General features: G+C 63.4%; 22 protein-coding genes. 12 read left to right on the top strand and 10 right to left on the bottom strand.

Annotated features, from left to right (window positions below):
• The first annotated feature begins 12 nt into the window (after nt 1–12).
• Nucleotides 13–399, top strand: a complete 387-nt coding sequence (locus tag QEH68_RS19295) for a metalloregulator ArsR/SmtB family transcription factor (RefSeq protein ID WP_280624286.1) — start codon at nt 13–15, stop codon at nt 397–399.
• Nucleotides 396–863: an SRPBCC family protein gene (locus QEH68_RS19290; RefSeq protein ID WP_280624284.1), complete on the top strand. Its 468-nt coding sequence runs from the start codon at nt 396–398 to the stop codon at nt 861–863. The genes QEH68_RS19295 and QEH68_RS19290 overlap by 4 nt, the downstream gene beginning before the upstream one ends.
• Here QEH68_RS19290 and QEH68_RS19285 read toward each other — a convergent pair.
• Nucleotides 860–1,516: a LysE family translocator gene (locus tag QEH68_RS19285; RefSeq protein ID WP_207595276.1), complete on the bottom strand. Its 657-nt coding sequence runs from the start codon at nt 1,514–1,516 to the stop codon at nt 860–862. The two genes, QEH68_RS19290 and QEH68_RS19285, sit on opposite strands and share 4 nt — an antisense overlap.
• Nucleotides 1,517–1,617: 101 nt before the next feature.
• Here QEH68_RS19285 and QEH68_RS19280 point away from each other — a divergent pair, with 101 nt between their 5' ends.
• Nucleotides 1,618–2,073 (top strand): Lrp/AsnC family transcriptional regulator, encoded by a 456-nt coding sequence (locus QEH68_RS19280; RefSeq protein WP_280624280.1) that lies wholly within the window; start codon nt 1,618–1,620, stop codon nt 2,071–2,073.
• Nucleotides 2,074–2,080: 7 nt separating this feature from the next.
• On the opposite strand, the gene QEH68_RS19275 is transcribed toward QEH68_RS19280, so the two are convergent.
• Nucleotides 2,081–2,539, bottom strand: a complete 459-nt coding sequence (locus QEH68_RS19275) for an Lrp/AsnC family transcriptional regulator (RefSeq protein ID WP_280628050.1) — start codon at nt 2,537–2,539, stop codon at nt 2,081–2,083.
• A gap of 362 nt (nt 2,540–2,901) precedes the next feature.
• Here QEH68_RS19275 and gluQRS point away from each other — a divergent pair, with 362 nt between their 5' ends.
• Together gluQRS and QEH68_RS19265 are read left to right on the top strand one after the other, a co-directional pair.
• Nucleotides 2,902–3,804: a tRNA glutamyl-Q(34) synthetase GluQRS gene (gene gluQRS / locus QEH68_RS19270; protein ID WP_280624279.1), complete on the top strand. Its 903-nt coding sequence runs from the start codon at nt 2,902–2,904 to the stop codon at nt 3,802–3,804.
• Between the two features lie 9 nt (nt 3,805–3,813).
• Entirely contained in the window at nt 3,814–4,932 is a 1,119-nt protein-coding gene (locus QEH68_RS19265; RefSeq protein ID WP_280624277.1) for a serine hydrolase domain-containing protein, read from the top strand.
• Here the strand turns inward: QEH68_RS19265 and QEH68_RS19260 are convergent.
• Complete coding sequence (locus QEH68_RS19260) at nt 4,929–5,540, bottom strand: TetR-like C-terminal domain-containing protein (protein ID WP_207595272.1); 612 nt, start codon at nt 5,538–5,540, stop codon at nt 4,929–4,931. The genes QEH68_RS19265 and QEH68_RS19260 overlap by 4 nt on opposite strands.
• Nucleotides 5,541–5,643: 103 nt before the next feature.
• Between QEH68_RS19260 and QEH68_RS19255 the strand changes: the two genes are divergently transcribed.
• Both QEH68_RS19255 and QEH68_RS19250 read left to right on the top strand, forming a co-directional pair.
• The gene (locus QEH68_RS19255) at nt 5,644–6,435 is read left to right on the top strand and encodes an SDR family oxidoreductase (RefSeq protein ID WP_207595271.1); all 792 of its coding nucleotides are present in this window, start codon (nt 5,644–5,646) and stop codon (nt 6,433–6,435) included.
• A gap of 45 nt (nt 6,436–6,480) precedes the next feature.
• Nucleotides 6,481–7,062, top strand: a complete 582-nt coding sequence (locus QEH68_RS19250) for an HD domain-containing protein (protein WP_242703428.1) — start codon at nt 6,481–6,483, stop codon at nt 7,060–7,062.
• Nucleotides 7,063–7,184: 122 nt separating this feature from the next.
• Here QEH68_RS19250 and QEH68_RS19245 read toward each other — a convergent pair whose 3' ends face one another.
• The 4 genes from QEH68_RS19245 to QEH68_RS19230 all read right to left on the bottom strand — a co-directional run bounded on the left by QEH68_RS19245 (nt 7,185) and on the right by QEH68_RS19230 (nt 11,672).
• The gene (locus QEH68_RS19245; RefSeq protein ID WP_280624272.1) at nt 7,185–8,429 is read right to left on the bottom strand and encodes a low temperature requirement protein A; all 1,245 of its coding nucleotides are present in this window, start codon (nt 8,427–8,429) and stop codon (nt 7,185–7,187) included.
• Between the two features lie 113 nt (nt 8,430–8,542).
• Nucleotides 8,543–9,868 carry a GNAT family N-acetyltransferase gene (locus QEH68_RS19240; protein WP_089596512.1) on the bottom strand — a complete coding sequence of 442 codons (1,326 nt, stop codon included), beginning with the start codon at nt 9,866–9,868 and terminating at the stop codon, nt 8,543–8,545.
• A 107-nt stretch (nt 9,869–9,975) separates the two neighbouring features.
• Nucleotides 9,976–10,746: an SDR family oxidoreductase gene (locus tag QEH68_RS19235; protein WP_280624269.1), complete on the bottom strand. Its 771-nt coding sequence runs from the start codon at nt 10,744–10,746 to the stop codon at nt 9,976–9,978.
• Complete coding sequence (locus tag QEH68_RS19230) at nt 10,746–11,672, bottom strand: fumarylacetoacetate hydrolase family protein (RefSeq protein ID WP_280624267.1); 927 nt, start codon at nt 11,670–11,672, stop codon at nt 10,746–10,748. Before QEH68_RS19230 ends, QEH68_RS19235 begins: the two co-directional genes overlap by 1 nt.
• 138 nt (nt 11,673–11,810) lie before the next feature.
• Here QEH68_RS19230 and QEH68_RS19225 point away from each other — a divergent pair, with 138 nt between their 5' ends.
• Genes QEH68_RS19225 through QEH68_RS19205 form a run of 5 tightly spaced genes read left to right on the top strand, consistent with a single transcriptional unit; the run spans nt 11,811 to nt 16,523 of the window.
• A complete protein-coding gene (locus QEH68_RS19225) occupies nt 11,811–13,115 on the top strand; it encodes an L-fuconate dehydratase (RefSeq protein ID WP_280624265.1) in 1,305 nt (434 codons plus the stop codon).
• Entirely contained in the window at nt 13,112–14,419 is a 1,308-nt protein-coding gene (locus QEH68_RS19220; protein WP_280624263.1) for an alpha-L-fucosidase, read from the top strand. The genes QEH68_RS19225 and QEH68_RS19220 overlap by 4 nt, the downstream gene beginning before the upstream one ends.
• Nucleotides 14,412–14,726, top strand: coding sequence for an L-rhamnose mutarotase (locus QEH68_RS19215; RefSeq protein ID WP_280624261.1), 315 nt, complete (start codon nt 14,412–14,414; stop codon nt 14,724–14,726). Before QEH68_RS19220 ends, QEH68_RS19215 begins: the two co-directional genes overlap by 8 nt.
• Entirely contained in the window at nt 14,723–15,661 is a 939-nt protein-coding gene (locus QEH68_RS19210; protein WP_280624259.1) for an aldo/keto reductase, read from the top strand. Before QEH68_RS19215 ends, QEH68_RS19210 begins: the two co-directional genes overlap by 4 nt.
• Nucleotides 15,654–16,523, top strand: a complete 870-nt coding sequence (locus tag QEH68_RS19205; protein WP_280624257.1) for an amidohydrolase family protein — start codon at nt 15,654–15,656, stop codon at nt 16,521–16,523. Before QEH68_RS19210 ends, QEH68_RS19205 begins: the two co-directional genes overlap by 8 nt.
• Here the strand turns inward: QEH68_RS19205 and QEH68_RS19200 are convergent.
• From QEH68_RS19200 to aspA, 3 genes are all read right to left on the bottom strand, one after another.
• A complete protein-coding gene (locus tag QEH68_RS19200; protein WP_207595262.1) occupies nt 16,520–17,191 on the bottom strand; it encodes a FadR/GntR family transcriptional regulator in 672 nt (223 codons plus the stop codon). The two genes, QEH68_RS19205 and QEH68_RS19200, sit on opposite strands and share 4 nt — an antisense overlap.
• A gap of 201 nt (nt 17,192–17,392) precedes the next feature.
• A complete protein-coding gene (locus tag QEH68_RS19195) occupies nt 17,393–18,901 on the bottom strand; it encodes an amino acid permease (protein ID WP_207595261.1) in 1,509 nt (502 codons plus the stop codon).
• Between the two features lie 138 nt (nt 18,902–19,039).
• A complete protein-coding gene (aspA, locus tag QEH68_RS19190) occupies nt 19,040–20,455 on the bottom strand; it encodes an aspartate ammonia-lyase (RefSeq protein ID WP_207595260.1) in 1,416 nt (471 codons plus the stop codon).
• Nucleotides 20,456–20,461: the final 6 nt, after the last annotated feature.

Genomic DNA, 20,461 nt, shown 5'->3' with positions numbered 1-20,461 from the left:
GTTGAAGCGGCGATGGAACACGATGCCCCGGGGTCGGACACCCTGGACAGGGCTTTTATGGCGTTGGCGGATCCGGTGCGGCGGGCCATGGTGGCCCGGCTGTCCCGGGGAGATGCCACTGTCAATGAGCTTGCGGAACCATTCGCCATCACCAAGCAGGCGGTTTCCAAGCACATTCAGGTCCTGGAGCATGCGGGCCTGGTGACCCGATCCCGGGATGCCCAGCGCAGGCCGGTTCATTTGGATGCAGCAGCTTTGGAGAGATTGACGGCCTGGATTGACCAGTACCGGCTGATCGCCGAATCCCGCTTCCGGCAGTTGGACGAACTGCTGGGTGCGGGCATCTCCCACCAAGAACACGAGAACACAACAGCAAAGAAGAAAGAGGAACTGAAATGAGCAATCCAACAACAATCACCGCTGACAGCGGCGTCCCGTTCGTTGATACAGTCCGCGAATTCGATGCTCCCGTCAGTGCGGTCTTCAAGGCCCATGTTGACCCGGACCTCTTGGCCAAATGGCTGGGCCCGCGCAGCACGGTCACCAAAATTACCGAGTACAACGCCACCACCGGCGGCAGCTGGCGCTACGAAAGCGGTGACGACAACGGAATGTATGGCTTCCGCGGCGTCTTCCACACCGTTGAAGCCGAGGCACTGATCATCCAGACAGTGGAGTTCGAGGGCGCACCCAACCAGGTAGTCATCAGCACCACCACCTTCGAGGAAATCGACGGCAGGACCCGGATGGTCGCCCACGAGGTCTACCCCTCCGTGGAAGCCCGCGACATGGCCCTTGCAACGGGAATGGACTACGGCGTGATCGAAGGATACGAGCGGCTGGACGAACTGCTTGCTGCCTAAGCGCCCGCCGGCTGCAACTGCAGCAGCAGAGGGAGGAGTTGCTCGGACAACAGCACTGTTCCCAGTCCGATCATGATGATCCCGCTGGTCAGCGTCACAACCCGCGCGGCACCCGGCCGGGAAGCCAGCAACTTCCGGGACGTCAGGGCCACGCCGGTGTAGACCGCCCCTGCCAGGATCACGAAGGTCAGGCCCAGCAAACCTGACTGGACCGGAACGGGCAGTGCTGCCTCGGGGCTGACGAACTGCGGTACCAGCGCGATAAAAAAGAGCAGGCCCTTGGGGTTGATGCCGCTGGTACCCATGCCTTGAAGGAAGGTGCGGAGCTGGTTTCCGGACTGCACGACGCCGGCTTCCGCGCTGAAGCTCGCACCTCGCCACGAGCGGATGGTCGAGCCGCCGAGCCACAACAAGTAGGCCGCACCGGCGATGGTCAGCCATCCCAGGAGTCCCGGGACTCCTGCCAGCAGAGCGGCCAAGCCGGCCACCATCAGCAATGTGTGGATGACATACCCGCTGCACAGGCCCGCCACTGCGGGAACGAAGCTGCGTTGGCGTAGGCCGGCCGAGATTGAATACGCCCAGTCGACGCCGGGGGTGCACGCCAAGCTGACGGCCACCAGCATGAAGGCGAGGAACAGCTGCGGATTCACGATCTCTCCAGAGGTAGTTGGTAGGAAAACTCTAGGAAAAATCCGCCCATAAGTGTTCCCGGATTTAGCCCTTAATCCGGCATTTTGGGTAAGATTCTTGCGTGATTGACGGAATCGATAGAAGTATTTTGCGCCACCTCAAAGAGGATGGCCGAATGACGTCGACAGCCTTGGCCTCCAAGGTGGGGTTGACCGTGGCTCCATGCCATCGGCGGCTGAAGGATTTGGAGTCGTCAGGGGTGATCCGCGGCTATCGTGCCGACATCGATCCTGCTGCCGTGGGGCTGGGTTTCGAAGCGATAGTATTTGTCACCCTCAAGCAGGTGGAGCGCACCATCATGGCCGAATTCGAGGAGCGCGTGACAGCCAGTCCCAACATCGTGGAGGCGCAGCGGCTGTTTGGCTCCCCCGACTATCTGTTGAAGGTCATTGCCGCAGACTTGCCTGCCTATCAGCGCTTCTACGACGACGAACTCGCGGCTCTTCCAGCCGTGGAACGACTGACGTCAACCCTGGTGATGAAGAACTTGAAAACCAACATCGGCCCGCCCGTATAGTCCCGGCCTACTCGGCAAGCAACCCAGTTGTCCGGTAGGGAATCACTTCGCGGAGGAACATGCTGGTGGACGTGCGCACGATTCCGGGGCATAGGCGGATTTCCTCGGACACGCGGTAAAGATCGTCCGGGCTCTTGGCTACCACCCTGATGATGAGGTCGGTATCGCCGGCGGGTGCGTGGCACTCGAGGACTTCGGGGATGTCCCGGAGTGCGGCGATGGCTTCATTCAAGTGGCTTTGGTCCAGTTCGGCGCTGACCGCAGCCGCGACGCCACGCCCCAAGGCCGCCGGCAGGACGCGGCTGCTGTTCGGTCGCAGGGCTCCGGCGGCCGTCATCCGTTCCAAGCGGGACTGCACAGTTCCCCGCGCGAGATGGAGCTTCTGGGCCAGCACCATGATGGGCACACGGGGATCGTTGTCGAGGGCGGCCAGGATTCGCCGGTCCGTCGCGTCGAGTTCTTGCAAAGTGACCACTTCCTGTCCAAGTTTTCCGAGCAGACTGGTCAGATCGACCATTCTTTTTTGTGTCCGTTGCACCAACTGTATGTCTCCTGCTCAAATGGTGACAACGAAGCAGGGCAAGGCTACCGCCGGACCCCGCAGGCACCAGGCATCCGGAACACCACCCGGATCCCTGCACAGGTTTCCCGCAAGGAAGCAGCCGCTGATTGACTCTTGTTCACAGCATTGTCATTCTGCACTCGCCCGTATCGTGCGGGCAGCACAGTAAGAGCCCCTGAGCCACCGGATCGTTGCGGTAGCTGAGGGGCTCTTGCATTGCCCCGTCCCGGCGGACGCCGCGGAGCACGGCCACATAGGCTTGGAGCATGACTTCAGCTGGCCGTTTCGCCCCGAGCCCTTCCGGCCAACTACACGTCGGCAATCTCCGTACGGCCATCCTGGCCTGGCTCTTCGCGAAGTCCAGCGGAAGGGACTTCCTGCTGCGCGTCGAGGACCTGGACCGTACCCGGTCCGGCGCCGAAGCGGAGCAGCTCCGCGATTTGGAGGCCGTCGGCGTCAGGTGGGACGCCGGCGTCGTGCGCCAGACTGAACGCGCGGCGTTCTACGACGAAGCGATTGCGCGCCTCACTGCTGAGGGCCGCACCTACGAATGCTTCTGTACCCGCCGGGAAATCCAGGAAGCAGCGTCGGCGCCGCATGCGCCGCAGGGCGCGTATCCGGGGACGTGCCGACGGTTGTCCCACGCTGAACGGGAGATCCGGCGCGCGTCACGCCCGGCGTCGATACGCCTCCAGGCGGACGTTGTTGAGTGGGCTGTTGAGGACCAGTTGTGCGGCATCTATAGGGGCATGGTGGACGACTTTGTGCTGCGTCGAAATGACGGAGTGACCGCCTACAATCTGGCAGTGGTGGTGGACGACGCCGCCCAGGGAATCGACCAGGTGGTGCGCGGCGACGACCTCCTCCCTTCCACCCCGCGGCAGGCCTACCTGGCGACGCTGCTGGGCCTGCCCGTTCCCGAATATGCCCACGTGCCACTGGTGGTAAACCACGACGGCGCCAGGCTGGCAAAGCGCGACGGTGCGGTCACGCTGGGCGACCTCGCCGCCGTCGGAATTCCTGCCGGAAGAGTCCGTGACATGATCCTTGAATCGGTGGGCCTGCCTGCCGGAACCCTGGAGGAGGCGTTGCCGCACTTCCGCCCCCGGAGCCTCCCCAAGGAGCCATGGGTGTGGAAAACCCCCGGCCCTGAAACGCCCACCACGTAGGCTGTCTGGATGCATGCAAAGGTGATCGCCCCAGGTTTCGAACCCGCCGCCGAGCTCTTCGGCAGTTTCCTCGATCAGGATCCGGAGTATTCGGCGCAAGTCGCGGCCTACCATCGCGGCGTCAAAGTGCTGGACCTCAGCGGCGGACCGCATATCCGCCCGGACTCGGTTACGGGCGTCTTCTCCTGCTCCAAAGGCATGGCGGGCCTGGTCATGGCGTTGCTGGTTCAGGACGGCACCTTGGACCTTGATGCCGAGGTGACCAAGTATTGGCCGGAGTTTGGTGCCGAGGGGAAAGCTTCGATCACCGTTGCCCAGCTTCTTTCGCATCAGGCCGGGCTCCTTGGAGTGGAAGGCGGCCTCACCCTCCACGAGGTCAACAACTCCGGGCTCGCAGCCGCCAAGCTCGCCAAACTGCCGCCGCTATGGAAACCCGGCACTGCCTTCGGCTACCACGCACTGACCATCGGTATCTTCATGGAGGAGCTGTGCCGCCGCATCACCGGTTCCACCCTCCAGGACGTCTTTGAACAGCGGATCCGGGCCGCAACCGGAGCGCACTTCTACCTTGGCCTGCCTGACGCCGAAGAGGCCCGCTTCGCTCCCTTCCGCTGGGCGGCCGATCCGGCGTGGCCGTGGGTGGATCCTGCCAGCCACGCCGGACTGGCGGCCAACTCTGCCGTGGGCGACATCCTGGACTTGCCCAACATCCGGGAGGTGCGGGCCGCGGGGTTGAGCTCGGCTGCTGGAGTGGCGAGTGCGGATGGGATGGCAAGAATCTACGCTGCAGCGCTGACAGGGTTGGAAGGCGAACCCGCCGTTCCCCCTCTCCTGACGGAGGAGACCATTCGTGCGGTAACCCGCGAGCAGGTTTTCGGGATCGACCGCGTCTTTGGAGAGACCGGCTGCTTTGCCACGGTGTTCATGAAGTCCCACACTCGGATGCCGTTCGGCAGCTACCGCGCATTCGGGCACGACGGCGCCAGCGCATCTCTGGGATTCGCGGACCCTGTGTATGAACTCGGCTTTGGGTACGTGCCGCAGCAGGCGGAGCCCGGGGGAGTGGGCTGTCGCAACTTCCAGCTGAGCGCGGCGGTGCGGGAAGTGATCGCTGGGCTCGCGGCTTAGCTGGGCTGGGCAGCCGGGACTCCGGCCGCCATGCCTGCCCATAGGGTGTCGGTGGCAGCGGTGACTACGTCATCCACTGAAGTGCCGTCCAAGTGTCCGCCGGCCGCAAGGAGGGCAGTCCCATGAAGGCTGACGAAGCACACCATGGCCAGTGTCCCGGGGTCGCCTTCGGCCAGGACGCCGGCTTCCTGGGCCTCGGCGATCATGGCTTGGGCAACATGTATTCCCTGGGCGCCAGTGTTCCGCAGTTCCTCGCTGGAATCGGGGTGGTGTTTGGTGGAGTACATCACCGTCAGCAGGGCGGGGTGCTCAACGGCAAAGTCGACGTATGCCTTGCCGACGCGGACGAAACGGCCATGGAGGTCATCGCTGGACTGGGTGGCATCCCGGATCAGGCGGTTCATCGACTCAAAGCCAGCCAGCGCCACGGCGTCGATCAGGGCTTGCTTGTCACGGAAGTGCTTGGCCGGAGCGCCGTGGCTGACGTTGACATCACGGGCCAGCTGCCGCAGGGAAAGTCCTTCCACGCCGGCTTCCTCAATGGTCTCCATGGCGCGCTCCAGGAGCGCCTCCCGGAGTTTGCCGTGGTGGTAGGGCTGGTCAGTCATGACTCAAGTCTAAGCCAATGTAGTCATTGACAACAAAGTAGACACTGCCTACCATGTAGACAGCGACTACATCAGTCTCTTACTCAACCGATGGGATTCCGCCATGACCATGACCTACGCAGGTACCACTGCACTCATTACAGGTGCCAGCTCCGGCCTCGGCGCTGAGTTCGCCGGACAATTTGCTGCCCGGGGCTCCAACCTCGTCCTGGTGGCCAGGCGCGCAGACCGTCTGGAGAAGTTGGCCCAGGACTTGCGCTCCCGCCACGGGGTCACCGTGACCGTGCTCCCCATGGACCTGGGCCGTGCAGGGGTGGGGCGCGAGCTCTTCGATTCACTGGCCGGGCGCGGGATCACCGTGGACACGTTGATCAACAACGCGGGCTTCGGCACCCATGGGCCTTTGGTTGAGGAAGATCCGGACACTATTGCGTCTGAGATTTCCTTGAACGTGGCCGCCTTGGTGGACATCACCCGGGCTTTTCTGCCGCAACTGCTCGACTCCGGAAAAGGTGCCCTGGTGAACGTGGCCAGTACTGCCGCTTTCCAGCCCATTCCCGGCATGGCCGTTTACGGTGCCACCAAGGCCTTCGTCCTGAGCTTCACTGAAGCCGTGGCCCACGAAACCAAGAACTCCGGACTTAACGTCCTGGCCCTTTGTCCCGGCGCCACTCGCACTGAGTTCTTCGACGTCCTCGGTGGCGAGTCCGCAGCGGTGGGCAAGATGCAGACCTCCGAACAGGTTGTTGGAACAGCGATCAAAGCCCTGGGTCGCAAGGACACGCCCGGCAGCGTTGTCTCCGGGTGGGTCAACCGGGTGACGGCTGGGTTTGCGCAGCGCTTGCCCAGGGCAGTCACCGTCGCCATCGCCGCACGCGCCGTACAGGACTGGTAGATCCCCCCACGCGCTTGCCGTCCCGGAACAACCGATAGCCTGAACATGGGATCGATCGCCGTTGATCCCATGTTCAACCCGGAGGCCAGCATGACCGAACCACACTTCACTGTAGAAACAGCCCAGGTCCTGGCGGAGGTGGCCCACAACCGGCAGAAGGACAAGCTCAAGCGCCCCTACCGCGAGCACGTCCTGGCAGTGGGCGATGCTCTGGCCGACTTTGATGAGGACATCCAGATCGCCGGCTACCTTCATGACATCGCCGAGGACACTCCCATCACCCGGCAGGCACTGCTGGAAATGGGCGTGTCCGAGCGTGCGGTAGACATTATCGAGCGTGTCACCCGCCGCTTCCACGACGACCCGGATGACTACGACGCCGGCATCCGTTTTGTTGCGGAGGATCACGACGCCACGTTGGTGAAGATCGCGGACAACGCCCACAACTCGCTCCCGGAACGGGTTCAGGCCCTTGCGGAGAAGTGGCCGGACAAGCCGCCGGTCACCCGCTACGCCGATGCCCGACCTGTGCTGTACACGGCCGTTCCCCGCGACGAGGTCAGGATGATCCTGGAACGGATCAACCCATACCTGCTCCAGGAACTGGACGAGATCGTTCCCGAGTAACCCCTCCGCGCCCGTTGTGGGGCCTGCTCTGCGTGCCTCGGGGACGAAAAGGCGCGCAAAGCGGGCCCCGCAGCGACGGGATTTGGTGCAAAAGCCCCAGCAATGCCCCGTAACGCGAGCTCCTAGCCCGCGGCGTTTTCCAGCCTTCGGAGCGCGGCGGCCCGGCCCTTGTGGCCGCGTCGTTCGTCGTAGGCGATCGACAGGCCCAGAACCAGCATCATCTCCAGCATGCACACCGGGACTGATGCTCCGGCGGCAGCCAGGGCTATGCTTCCAGCCAAGCCCAAAACCACCAAAGCTGAGCTCACGAGGTGTTCGCGTTCCAGCCCGAGCATGATGCTGTACAGCGTTGTGAGCGAGATCTTGAACAAGATAATCGGCAGGGCAATCGAGGCAACAGCGGCAGCCGCGGGAATGTGTGCTTCATGATCAATGAAGTACGCGGCAACGTGCAGGCCCGCACCTGTGGCGGCAATGGCGGCAAAGACCGGCATGTGCCCATAGCCAAACACCCACGAACGATGCCGCTGGACGTGCAATGCCGGGCCGGAGGGCAGGATGAAGTAGATCCACCACATGGCGAAGGCCAACCCGGTGCCACTCAGCCCGACCAGTGCTGCATCCACGGACCACTGATGGGTAGCAACAATGGCACGCAAGGTTTCAATGGCGCCAATCAAGCATTCGCCCAAGGCGATGATGGCCAGGAGCCCGTACCTTTCCGCGATGTGATGGGCGTGCCACGGGGTACGGATCTCCCGTTCCGCGAAGTAGGGTGCCGCCATCTCCATGATGAACAGCGGAGTTGCCACAAGGAACGTGGTGAGGACACTCGCGTCCACCAACAGCACAACAACCCAGCCGATCTGGACGATGGCCACGTACTTTGCATAGCGCAAACAGGTTTCCCGGCGTTCGGGATCCTGGCGGGCAGCGCGAAGCCATTGGAAGATCAGGGCCACCCGCATGATGATGTAGCCCAGCACGATGGTGACATTGTCCACGTGCCTGCCCTCGATGATCGAGTGGAACATCGGCTCGATGCCCATGGCCAGGATGAGCACGCCCACCATCTGGATCATGGTGACCACACGGAACACCCAGTCATCGGTGTCGTAGGCGCTGGCGAACCACGTGAAGTTGATCCAGGCCCAGATCACCGCGAACATGGCGAACGAGAAGGCCAGCAGCCCAGGCCAGAAGTGCGCCTCCGCCACCGCATGGGCGAACTGGCTGCCAGCAACACCGAAGGCAATGACAAAGGTCAGGTCAAAGAATAGCTCCAGCGGGGTTGCTGTGCGGTGCTTTTCATGGGGATCGCGGCCGCCCATGCGGGACAGCGCATGGCGAAGGGGATTCGAGGACATGGCTCAAAGATTACCGCTGCCCCTGCCTTCACGCCGAGACCGCCGCAACGCGTCGAGACCGCCCGGAAAGTTCCGGCGATCCCGCAGCGTTCCGGCGATCTCGCGGGAAGGAGTTACACCCGCCCCAGCACGTCGATGTCCTCGAGGAAGTCCTGGTGTACTTCGGGACTCACGGTGGTGCGGGTGTCACCAATCGCGTCGAGGTAGTCCTGCGTCACGGGTCCCTTGCGCCCGTTGGACCCGGCCCCGGACGCAGCTCCGGCTGATCCGCCTAAAGCAGCGCCGTCGTCGTACACTGCTTTTTCCAGGGCACGCTGGGAGGCGCTGCGGGCCGCGAACTCGATGTCGGCGGGCGAGAAGCCTTCCGTCCGTTCCACCAGCTGGGCGATGTCCACGGAGTCCACCACTGTGGCGGGGATGAAACGCTGCCACATGGCTTCGCGGGCGTGGACGTCCGGGAGGCCGATGGGGATGACGTAGTCGAACCGGCCATGGCGGAGGAACGCGGTGTCCAGGGCGCGGATGAAGTTGGTGGCGCACACCAGGAGGCGGCCCGGTTGTTCGCGGAAGGCCGGGATGATCTTGAGGAGTTCGTTGGTGACGCCCTGCAGCGGCGACGGCGGATCCCCGGCACGCTGCGACGCGATTTCCTCCACCTCGTCGATGAACACCACGGCGTGCTCCAGTTCGGCGATTTCCAGGAACGTCTCGCGCAGCGCACCGGCCAGGCCCTTGGGGTCAGCGGCCAATCGCGACGGGAAGACCTCTACGAACGGCCACTCCAGACGCGACGCAATGGCCTTGGCAAACGTGGTCTTTCCAGTACCTGGCGGGCCGAACAGCACAACAGCCCGGGGCGGCACTACGCCGTATTCGTCGGCGAGGTCCGCCTCGGCCAGGGGAAGCACCAGACGGCGTTCCAGCAGTTCCTTCTCGCGGCGCATGCCGGCCACGTTCTCCCACAGATCCCGTGCAAGGATGCGGCCACCTAGCAGGCTCAATGGCTCCAATTCCTGCCGCTGCACAGGGATGGTGCGCTCGAAATAGCGCAGGTTCTTCTTGACCACAAAGCCTCGCCCCAGGAAGGCTTCCACCCGGGTTTCAGTTTCAGGCATGAGTGCAGACAGCTTGTTGAGGCCGTGCGGGGCCATGCGGTTCTCGACGGCGGACAGCAGCGAGGTGCCGATTCCGCGGCCGCGGAACTCCGTCAGCGTGGCCAGGAACACGATCCAGCCTTGGTCGTGTGCGGCGCGTCCGACGGCGGCGCCCACCACTTGGTCGCCCTGCACCGCCACCACCGCGTGGTCCTTTTCGCACGATGCCAGGACCTCGGACAACGCGTACACCGGCTCCACGCCGTCGGCTTTGAGTGACTCCCAGAGGTGGAGGATGCCATCGAGGTCGGATGAGTGGAAGTCCCTGATGCGCCAGTTGCTCATGGGTAATGCTCCTGAGTTTGCTAAGTGAGTCGCCGTTGATTCCTTGAGGTTGAGCATAGGCGAACCACCGGTGCCGGACGTTGCAGGCCCGTAGCGTTACGAAACTCCTACTGCATCGGACGCAACCGCAAACCCTGCATGCCGCCGTCGACCGCCAACGAGGTTCCCGACGTCGAGCCTGACAGCGGGCTCGCAAGGTACGCGACGGCACCGGCCACCTCAGCGGCGTCAACCAGCCGGCCGTGGGGCTGCCGGGCGTTGAGGGCGGCGCGCTCGCTGGCGGGGTCGGCAGCGGAATCCAACAGACGTCCCACCCAGGGAGTGTCTGCGGTGCCGGGATTGACGCAGTTGACGCGGATCCCCTCACGGACGTGGTCTGCTGCCATGGCGAGCGTCAGGGACAACACTGCACCTTTCGACGCCGAGTACAGCGCACGTTGCGGCAGTCCCGCGGTCGCTGCGATGGAGCAGGTGTTGACGATCGCTGCTGCCGGTGACTCACGGAGGTACGGCAGAGCTGCGCGGCTGACGCGGGCGATGCCCACCACATTGACGTTGAGGACGCGCAGCCACTCGTCGTCGTCGTTCGCGGCAATGTCGCCTTGGGCGCCGATTCCGGCGTTGTTGATCACGATGTCCAGCCGGCCAAATTGCTCCACAACGGCGTCGACGGCGGCACGCACCGATGCATCATCGGCCACATCGCACTGGACACCAAAGTGCGGGCTGGTTTCCGGGGCGAGGTCCAGGACGGCGACCTGCGCGCCTCCGGCAGCGAGGCGGTCCGCGATGGCCGCCCCGATGCCGGACGCGCCGCCGGTGACGAGGGCCGCGAGGCCCTCAAAGTCGTTGCCCACCGAGGGCGCTGCGGCTGCCATCAGGCGTTGACGTGGGCGGCAGCGGCTGCGCCGGCCCGGTCGCCTGTCGCGGAACCAGGCTGCGCCCTGAAGTACTCCTGGCGCTGGCGTCCCAATCCCTCGATGTCCAACTCCACGACGTCGCCGGGCTGGATGAAGGGGAAGCGGCCGGACAATGCAACGCCCTCGGGGGTCCCGGTGATGATCACATCTCCCGGCTCCAAAACCATGTATTGGCTCAGGTGGTGCACGATGGTGGCCGGGTCGAAGATCATGTCCGACGTGCTTGAATCCTGGCGGGCTTCACCATTGACCAAGGTCTGGAGGCGCAGGTTGCTTGCGTCGATCTCGGAGGCCGGGACCAGCCACGGGCCCAGGGGAGTGGAGCCGGGCAGAGATTTGCCTTTGGTCCACTGTCCCGCAGCACCGGGAATTTGGTAATCGCGCTCGGAGAGGTCGTTCGCCACGGCGTAACCGGCGATGCAGGCTTCGGCTTCCGGGACAGATGAAAGGTATGACGCTTCCCGGCCGATCACGATGGCCAGTTCCACTTCCCAATCGTACTTTTCCGACGACGGCGGGATGGGAGCGGCGTCGAACGGTCCGGCGATGGTGTTGGTGGGCTTGAGGAAGACCACGGGAACCTCGGGCGGTGTGGCACCGGACTCGGCAGCATGGGCGGTGTAGTTGAGGCCGATGGCCACTACTGCACCCGGGCGGGCAACCGGCGCACCGATGCGCAGGCCCGCAGGGGATATTTCGGGAAGATCCCCGCTGTTCAGGGCTTCCTGGGTGCGCTCGATGCCATCCGAGGCGAGGAATCCGCCGTCGATATCCTGGGTCAAGGGTGTGAGGCTGAAGTATTTCTCGGTGCCGTCGGCGTCCTGGGCGATGACGGCCGGTTGTTCGTTTCCGGCCGTACCCAGCCTGGCGAATTTCAAGGTCATGGCTTCCTCCGTGTTCGGGACTAACATCCGAGCTCTAGTGTGGTGTTTCACCCCATAATACGGAAATGTGACCCATTGACAAGGGAGACATCGGATGTTTAGGCTCGGTGCAGAATCGTAACGGACTTCAGGAGCCGCATGAGCACCATCACTGCAATGGATACGTTCGATATCCGCTTTCCAACATCCCTTGAGCTGGATGGCTCTGACGCCATGAATCCGGACCCGGACTACTCCGCGGCATACCTGATAATCCACACTGACGCCGGGGACGGACACGAGGGCCACGGCTTTGTGTTCACCATCGGCCGGGGGAACGAGGTGGAAACGGCGGCGATCAACGCGCTCCGCGATCACCTCCTCGGCGCTGATGTTGAGACGCTGCTGGCTGACATGGGGGCCACGTGGAAGCTGCTGGCCCACGATTCGCAGCTCCGTTGGCTGGGTCCCGAAAAGGGTGTCATGCACATGGCCATCGGAGCCGTGGTCAATGCGCTGTGGGATTTGAAGGCCAAACGTGCCGGGCTGCCACTCTGGGAAGTGTTGGCAGGAATGACGCCCGAAGAGCTCGTGGCCCTGGTGGACTTCCGCTACCTCACGGACGCCCTTACTCCCGCGGAAGCGCTGGGCATTCTTCGGGCGGCCGAACCTGGCAGGGAAGCCCGGAAGGCGGCACTTCGCGCCGAGGGTTACCCCGCGTACACCACGACGCCGGGCTGGCTGGGGTACAGCGACGGGAAACTGGCGCGGCTGGCCAAGGAAGCCGTTGCAGATGGTTTCACCCAGATCAAGTTGAAGGTGGGGGCCTCCCTGGAGGACGACATCCGCCGTGTACGGACTGCCCGTGAAGCAGTGGGTCCCGACGTCAGGATTGCCCTGGATGCCAACCAGCGCTGGGATGTCCAGGAAGCCATCGACTGGATGGCCCACCTTGCCCCGTATGACATTGCCTGGATTGAGGAGCCCACCAGCCCGGACGACATCCTGGGCCACGCCGCCATCGCCCGCGGGGTAGCCCCGATTCCCGTGGCCACCGGCGAACACGTGCAGAATCGGGTGGTGTTCAAACAGATGCTGCAGGCCGGATCACTGCAGGTCCTGCAGATCGATGCCGCCCGGGTAGCAGGGGTGAACGAGAACATCGCCATCCTCCTGCTCGCTGCGAAGTTCGGCGTCAGGGTGTGCCCGCATGCCGGTGGCGTTGGCTTGTGTGAGGCCGTTCAGCACCTGTCCATGCTGGACTTCGTTGCCGTGTCCGGCACCAAGGAAGGCAGGACCATCGAGTTCGTGGATCATCTCCATGAACACTTCACCACTCCCGTGGACGTCCACAGCGGCGCCTACTGGCCGCCGTCGAACCCTGGCGCCGGAAACGAAATGCTCCGTGAAACACTGGCCGCGTACAGCTTTCCGAACGGCCCCGTATGGAAGGAATCCCGTTGATCCAGCACGCACCTTGGTTCGAGGAAGCACGCTTTGGCATGTTCGTGCATTGGGGCCTATACGCCCTTCCAGCACGCCACGAGTGGGTGATGAACCAAGAGGAAACAACGGTGGAGGAGTACTCCAAGTACTTCCGGCGCTTCGATCCGGACCTTTACGACCCCCGCGAGTGGGCCCGGGCAGCCCGCAACGCCGGGATGAAGTACGTGGTCCTCACCACCAAGCACCACGACGGCTTCTGCCTGTGGGATTCCGCCCTGACGGACTACAAAGCCACCAACACTCCCGCCGGCCGCGACTTGATCAGCCCCTTTGTTGAAGCGCTCCGGGCCGAGGGATTGAAGGTCGGTTTCTACCACTCACTCATCGACTGGCACCACCCCGACTTCACTGTGGACGGGGTCCATCCCCAACGCAACGCGGCCGACGTCGAAAGCTTGAATGCCGGACGCGACATGGACCGATACCGCCAGTACCTGCATGGCCAGGTGCGTGAGCTCCTCACCAATTACGGCACTATCGACTACCTCTTCTTCGACTTCTCCTATACAGGCGGACACCAAGAGGAATATTGGGGCGGGAAAGGCCGGAAAGACTGGGACTCGGAAGCCTTGCTCGCCATGGTGCGGGAGCTGCAGCCAGCCATTGTGGTCAACGACCGGCTGGAAATCCCGGGAGACCTGGTCACCCCTGAGCAGTACCAGCCAGCCGGTCCCATGATGGTCGACGGCGAACCGGCCACCTGGGAGGCCTGCCAGACGTTGAATGGCAGCTGGGGCTATGACCGGGACAACCTGAATTACAAGCCCGTTGACTTGTTGATCCGCATGCTGGTGGATGGCGTGTCCAAGGGCGGCAACCTGTTGCTCAACGTGGGCCCCACAGGAAGGGGCAGCCTGGATCCGCGGGCGCTGGGTTCGCTGGAGGGCATTGGCGAATGGATGAAGCTGCACTCGCGCGCCATCTACGGGGCCGGAGCTTCGTCCTATCCCGCACCGACGGATACCCGCTACACGCAGCGTGGTGACAAGCTGTACGTCCATCTCTTCGCGTGGCCCTTCGAGTACGTCCACCTGCCGGACCTCGCCGGCAAGGTGGAATACGCCCAGTTGCTGAATGACGCCTCGGAGGTGTTCCTGCGGGAACTGGATCCCGCCCAGCAGGCCATGAACATGACCCCGGGCGGCCAGCCACCCGGAACGCTCACCATCAAGCTGCCCGTTCAAAAACCCGACGTGGCGGTGCCAGTGCTGGAACTTTTCCTGAAACCGTCAGCCCTCCGCCAAGAGTCCGCCCATGGCTGAGAGCATCGCCCTTCACACCAAGCTCAAGCCGGGAACCGCGGACGAATACGCCGACGCCCACGCGCACATCCCGCCTGAACTGGTGGCAGCCCTCAAAGAGGCCGGGGTTAAGAACTGGCGAATCTGGCGAAGCGGTCTCGATCTCTTCCATGTGGTGGACGTCGAAAACTACCAAGCCATGCGGCACGCGCTCGCCGACCACCCCGCAAACGTTCCGTGGCAGGCACGGATGGCTGAACTTTTAGCGGTCCAGGATGATTACTCGGGGGAGGATGCGGGTATCCAGAAGGTATGGGAACTGCCATGAACTCACTTGAGCTGGGCAAGCTTGGCTTCGGTGGTGCGGGCATTGGGAACCTGTACCGGGCCATTCCGGACGGTGAAGCGCTCGCCACCGTTCTGGCCGCTTGGGACGCCGGCATCCGCTACTTCGATACCGCCCCGCACTACGGGCTTGGCCTCTCCGAACAGCGGCTGGGCGCGGTCCTTCGGGACAAACCACGGAATGAATTTGTCATCTCCACCAAGGTAGGCCGGCTGTTGGAACCGAGCTCCGGCGGCGGGCAGGACCCTGAGGGATTCGATGTTCCCGCTGCTGCACGTCGAGTGTGGGACTTCTCCGAGAAGGGGATCCGGCGCAGCATCGAGGAGTCACTGGAACGGCTTGGCCTGGACCACGTGGACATTGCCTACCTTCACGATCCCGATGTCCACGATCTCCAAGCCGGCATCTCCGAAGCGTTGCCCGTGTTGGAAAAGCTGCGCTCGGAGGGACTGGTCAAGGCCGTTGGCGTGGGTATCAATTCAGCCGAGGCTGCCCTGGAATGCGTCGACGCAGCTGACCTGGATCTGGTGATGTTGGCTGGCCGATACACCTTGCTTGAGCAGCCCGGCGTTCCGCTGCTTGATCGCTGTGTGGAGCGCCGCACCGGCGTCGTCAGCGTGGGTGCCTATAACTCGGGCCTCCTGGCCCGGCCCGATGTCGCCGAGGACGCGCACTATAACTACCAGCAGGCACCGCCGGACGTGCTGGAGCGTGCGCGTCGCCTTGCGGCGGTCTGCCGCGACTTTGGCGTGGAACTTCCGACGGCGGCCCTCCAGTTCCCGCTGCGGCATCCCGCGGTGGTGAACGTGACCGCCGGGGCCACTTCTCCTGAACAGGTGGCCACGAACGCATCGCGGATGGAGGCGCCTGTGCCGGAGGAGCTCTGGGACGCGTTGGAGGCAGCCGGGCATGATTGATTCGCATCTGCACCTCTGGACGGTGGATTCCTTCGTCACTGGCGGAGTGCGTCCCTATGGATGGCTCGGCCCGCAGCACGGTGCGCTCTACCGGAGTTTCGGCGGAGACGAAGCCCGCGAGACGCTGGAGGCCGCCGGTGTTCGGGGAGCGGTGCTGGTCCAGGCCGACGATACCCTTGCCGACACCGAAGCCATGCTGGCGGTAGCTGCGCAGAATCCTTGGGTGCTGGGTGTGGTGGGCTGGGTCCGGTTGGATGCACCCGATGAAGCAGCAGAGCAGCTGCACCGCTTCACAGCCCAGCCCGTCTTCAGGGGAGTGCGGCACCTGGTGCACGACGACCCCCGGTCCGACTTCCTGGACCTCCCCGCAGTTCGCGAGTCCTTGATGATGGTGGCAGAGCGCGGGCTCACCTTTGATGTTCCGGATGCCTTCCCGCGGCATCTGGGATCTGCGGTCCGACTTGCCCGTGAGATGCCGGAACTGACAGTGGTGCTGGATCACTTGGGAAAACCACCGCTGGCTGACCCTCAGCTCATGGACTCGTGGCGCGCCGACTTCAGCGCGCTTGGGCGGGAACCGAACTCGGTGGCCAAGCTTTCCGGGCTGCATCTGCCAGGCACTGAATACACCGCGGATGCGTTGCGGCCGCTGTTCGAAGCCGCGTTGGAGGCTTTCGGGCCAGAGCGCTTGATGATCGGCGGCGACTGGCCGGTCAGTACACTCGGGGCTCCTTATGGCAGGACGCTGGATGTGTTGTTGGAATTGGTGTCGTCCCTGAGCCCGTCAGAGCAGGACGCCGTGCTCGAAGAGACCGCGATCCGGACCTACGGCCTGGCAGTCACCCCTCTGGCCGAGGGTTAGAGCGCCTGCCGCAGCCAGTTCTCCACGCCACTGATGTGCACCGTCACCAGCGCGCGCACCAGTTCGGCATCGCCCCGCTCCAGCGCGTCGGCGATTGCGTGGTGCTCCGCCAAGGTGTGGGCCACAGCTTTTTCCTGTGTCAGTCCGCGCCAGATCCGTGCCCGGACAGTGCTGCTGGACAGGGCCTCCAAGAGACTGCCGAGGTAGTCGTTTCCCGCGGCTTCAGTGATGATGCTGTGGAATTCGAGGTCATGGGCCACAAGTTCCTCGACGTCCGTGTTCTCGTCGATGCCGTCCATGGTGCTCCGGAGGGCCAGTATTTGCTCAGGCGTCATTTTGCCCGCTGCCAAGTGTGCGGTGGCCGGTTCCAGTATTCGTCGGACCTCGAAGAGTTCCAGAATGGACCTGTCCTGGTGCAGGTCCACAACGAATGCCACGGCTTCGTTAAGCAGCTTGGCGTCGAGGCTGGTCACATAGGTTCCGTCACCGCGGCGGACGTCCAGCACACGGATCAGTTCGAGGGCTTTGACCGCTTCGCGCAGGGAACTTCTGGAGAGGCCAAGCCGCTCGCTCAGTTCCTTTTCCGGCGGAAGTCGATCGCCGGCCTTGAGTTCCCCGCGGATCAGCATGCCTTTGATCTTGCTGATCGCCTCGTCTGTGACAGCCATGGACCAATAGTAGCCACGAATGATCCGATGTCTGCCTCCGCCCCGCCCCCACCCAACTGAGTAACAGCACATGTTCTACTGAGCAGTCATTGGGACGTTTGCTGTTACTCAGTTGGGGGCGTTAACCGACGACGGCGGCACCCTGGGTCCGATTGTTACGGAACCCGGGTGCCGCCGTCGTGATTCAGCGGTTGTTGCTTGTTACTTGTCGCCGCCGGGCAGCGGGCGGTTGGCGATCACGGGCGCGCTGCCGGTGTAGCCGTCGCGGGTGGCAGCAAGCTCGTGGATTTGCTTGCGGCACAGGAACCAGCCCCAGACCATGAGTCCGCAGGCAATCGCGGTGACCAGCATGGTCAACGGGGACTCGATGAACACCATGATCAGCACGGCCGCCAGGAAGATCAGGGACAACCAGCCAGTGTAGGGGGCGCCGAACATCCGGAAGGACGGGCGCTTGAGCCACCCCTTGTCGGCCCAGCGTTTGAGTTGCATCTGGCACAGGACGATGGTGGCCCAGGTGACGATGATGCCCACGGAAGCGACGTTCAGGACGATCTCGAAAGCGTCGGCCGGGACCAGGTAGTTCAGCGGAACACCGAGGAGGGACACGCCGGCCGTGATGGCGATGCCACCGTAGGGGACGCCTGCCTTGTTCATGCGCTGGGCGAACTTCGGGGCAGAGCCGGCCACCGACATGGAGCGGAGGATGCGGCCTGTGGAGTAGAGCCCGGCGTTCAGCGAAGACAGTGCTGCGGTAAGAACCACAAGGTTCATGATGACGTCCACGCCCTCTACGCCGATGGAACCGAAGAACGTCACGAACGGGCTGACGCCCTTCTCGTAAGAGGTGTACGGCAGCAGCAGAGCCAGCAGGATCACGGAGCCAACGTAGAAGAGGGCGATGCGGATGACCACGGAATTGATGGCCTTGGGCATGATCTTTTCCGGGTTGGCAGTTTCGCCGGCTGCGGTGCCGATGAGTTCAATCGATGCGTAAGCGAAGAGCACACCCTGCATGAGGATGATCATGGGAAGCACGCCGTTGGGGAAGACCCCGCCGTTGTCTGCAATGAGGCTGAAGCCGACTTCCTGGCCCTCCACCGGGGTGCCGAAGATGACGAAGTAGGTGCCCACCAGAAGGAAGGCCACCAGTGCTGCCACCTTGATCAGCGCGAACCAGAACTCCATTTCACCGAAGACCTTCACGGAGACCAGGTTGAGGCCGAGCACCACAACCAATGCAATGAGCGCCCACGCCCACTGCGGAACGGCGCCTATCCATGCGACATATTTGCCGAAGAACTCCATGTAAAGCGCTGCCGCGGTGATGTCCACGATGGTGGTGGTGGCCCAGTTGATCCAGTAGAACCAGCCCGAAACGAAGGCTGCCTTTTCGCCGTAGAACTCGCGGGCGTAGGAAACGAAGGAACCCGACGACGGGCGGTGCAGAACCAGTTCACCGAGAGCGCGGAGGATCAGGAAAGCGAAGAAGCCGCAGATTGCGTATGCGATAACGAGGGAGGGGCCAGCTGCGTTGAGCCGGCCGCCGGCGCCCAGGAACAGTCCGGTACCGATTGCGCCGCCGATCGCGATCATCTGGATCTGGCGGGGCTTGAGGTCCTTGTGGTAGCCGGAGTCCTCCTTGTGGAGGGCTTTCTCGCTGGCGTGCGCTTGGGCCGGGACCGTGTGGTCCGTGATGGGGTTGGTCATTGGAATCCTTAGGGGTGTCCTGTTGGGGGTGTCCTGGGCGCGTCCGGTTGGAAGTCCGGGCACGCAGAACAAAGCCTCGTGGGGGTATGCCTCATGGGGCGGGACGGCTGGTTGGAGGATTTACAGGCCAGTGTCGGCCTATTTGCTGAGATTTGCCAGACGCTCGGGGCTCAGCAGTTCCTCCAGCTGGGTGGCGGTCAGAAGACCGTGCTCCAGCACGAGTTCCGCAACGCCCTTGCCCGTTGCCAGCGCTTCCTGCGCGATAGCGGTGGCGGAGGCGTAACCGATATGGGGGTTCAATGCCGTGACGAGACCGATCGACTGCTCCACGGTAAGCCGTAGCCGTTCGGTGTTTGCAGTGATGCCCCGGACGCAGCGCGCCGTAAGGGTGCGGCACGCTGCTTCCAGGTGGGAGATGCTCTTGTGCAGGCTGTGCACAATGATCGGTTCGAAGGCGTTCAGCTGAAGCTGGCCGGCCTCCGCGGCCATGGTGACGGTGACATCGTTGCCGATGACTTCGTATGCCACCTGGCTGACCACTTCCGGGATCACCGGATTGATCTTGCCGGGCATGATCGACGAACCGGACTGCACGGCCGGAAGGTTGATCTCGCCCAAACCCGCACGCGGTCCGGAAGACAGCAGGCGGAGGTCGTTACAAATCTTGGAGAGTTTCACTGCCACGCGCTTCAGCACGCCGGACAGGTGAACAAACGCGCCCACATCCTGAGTTGCCTCAATGAGGTCAGCGGCTGTGAGGAGGGGAAGGCCGGTGATTTCGCCCAGATGGCGGCAGGCAGCCTCGGCGTAGCCCGCCGGGGCATTCAACCCTGTGCCGATGGCTGTGGCGCCAAGGTTGATCTCGTGGATCAGCATGTGGGACTCGTCCAGCCGCGCCCGGTCCTCACCGATGGTCACGGCGTAGCCGCCGAATTCCTGTCCGAGGGTCATGGGAACAGCGTCCTGCAGCTGGGTGCGGCCCATCTTGACGACAGTCCGGAACTCGCGGCCCTTCTCAGCGAAGGCCAGCTCGAGTTCTTCGAGGGCTTCCAGGAGTTCCTTGACTGAGAAGATCGTGGCCAGATTAACCGCCGTCGGGTAGACGTCGTTGGTGGACTGGCTCAGGTTCACATGGTCGTTCGGGTGCAGCTTGGAGTAGTCGCCCTTGGGGTGGCCCAGGATTTCCAGTGCACGGTTGGCGATGACCTCGTTGGCGTTCATGTTGGAGCTGGTGCCGGCGCCGCCCTGGATTACGTCCACCATGAACTGCTCGTGGAGCATGCCATCCATGATGTCCTGGCAGGCCTGCACAATGGCGTCCGCCTTCTCAGCATCCAGGAGTCCGAGTTCCTGGTTGGTGCGGGCCGCGGCCTGCTTCACTGCGGCCAGTCCACGGACCAAGTGCTTGTTGGTGGAGAGGGGCTGCCCTGTGATGGGGAAGTTCTCGATTGCGCGGAGGGTATGGACGCCCCAGTAGGCATCCGCGGGGACATTACGGTCGCCCAAGAGGTCGTGTTCGGAACGGAGGGGGATCGCCTGATCGACGGTGGTCATAGCTGT

The sequence above is a fragment of the Paenarthrobacter sp. OM7 genome (assembly GCF_029873575.1).
Lineage (GTDB): Bacteria > Actinomycetota > Actinomycetes > Actinomycetales > Micrococcaceae > Arthrobacter.
This window is presented reverse-complemented; position numbering and strand designations above follow the sequence as displayed.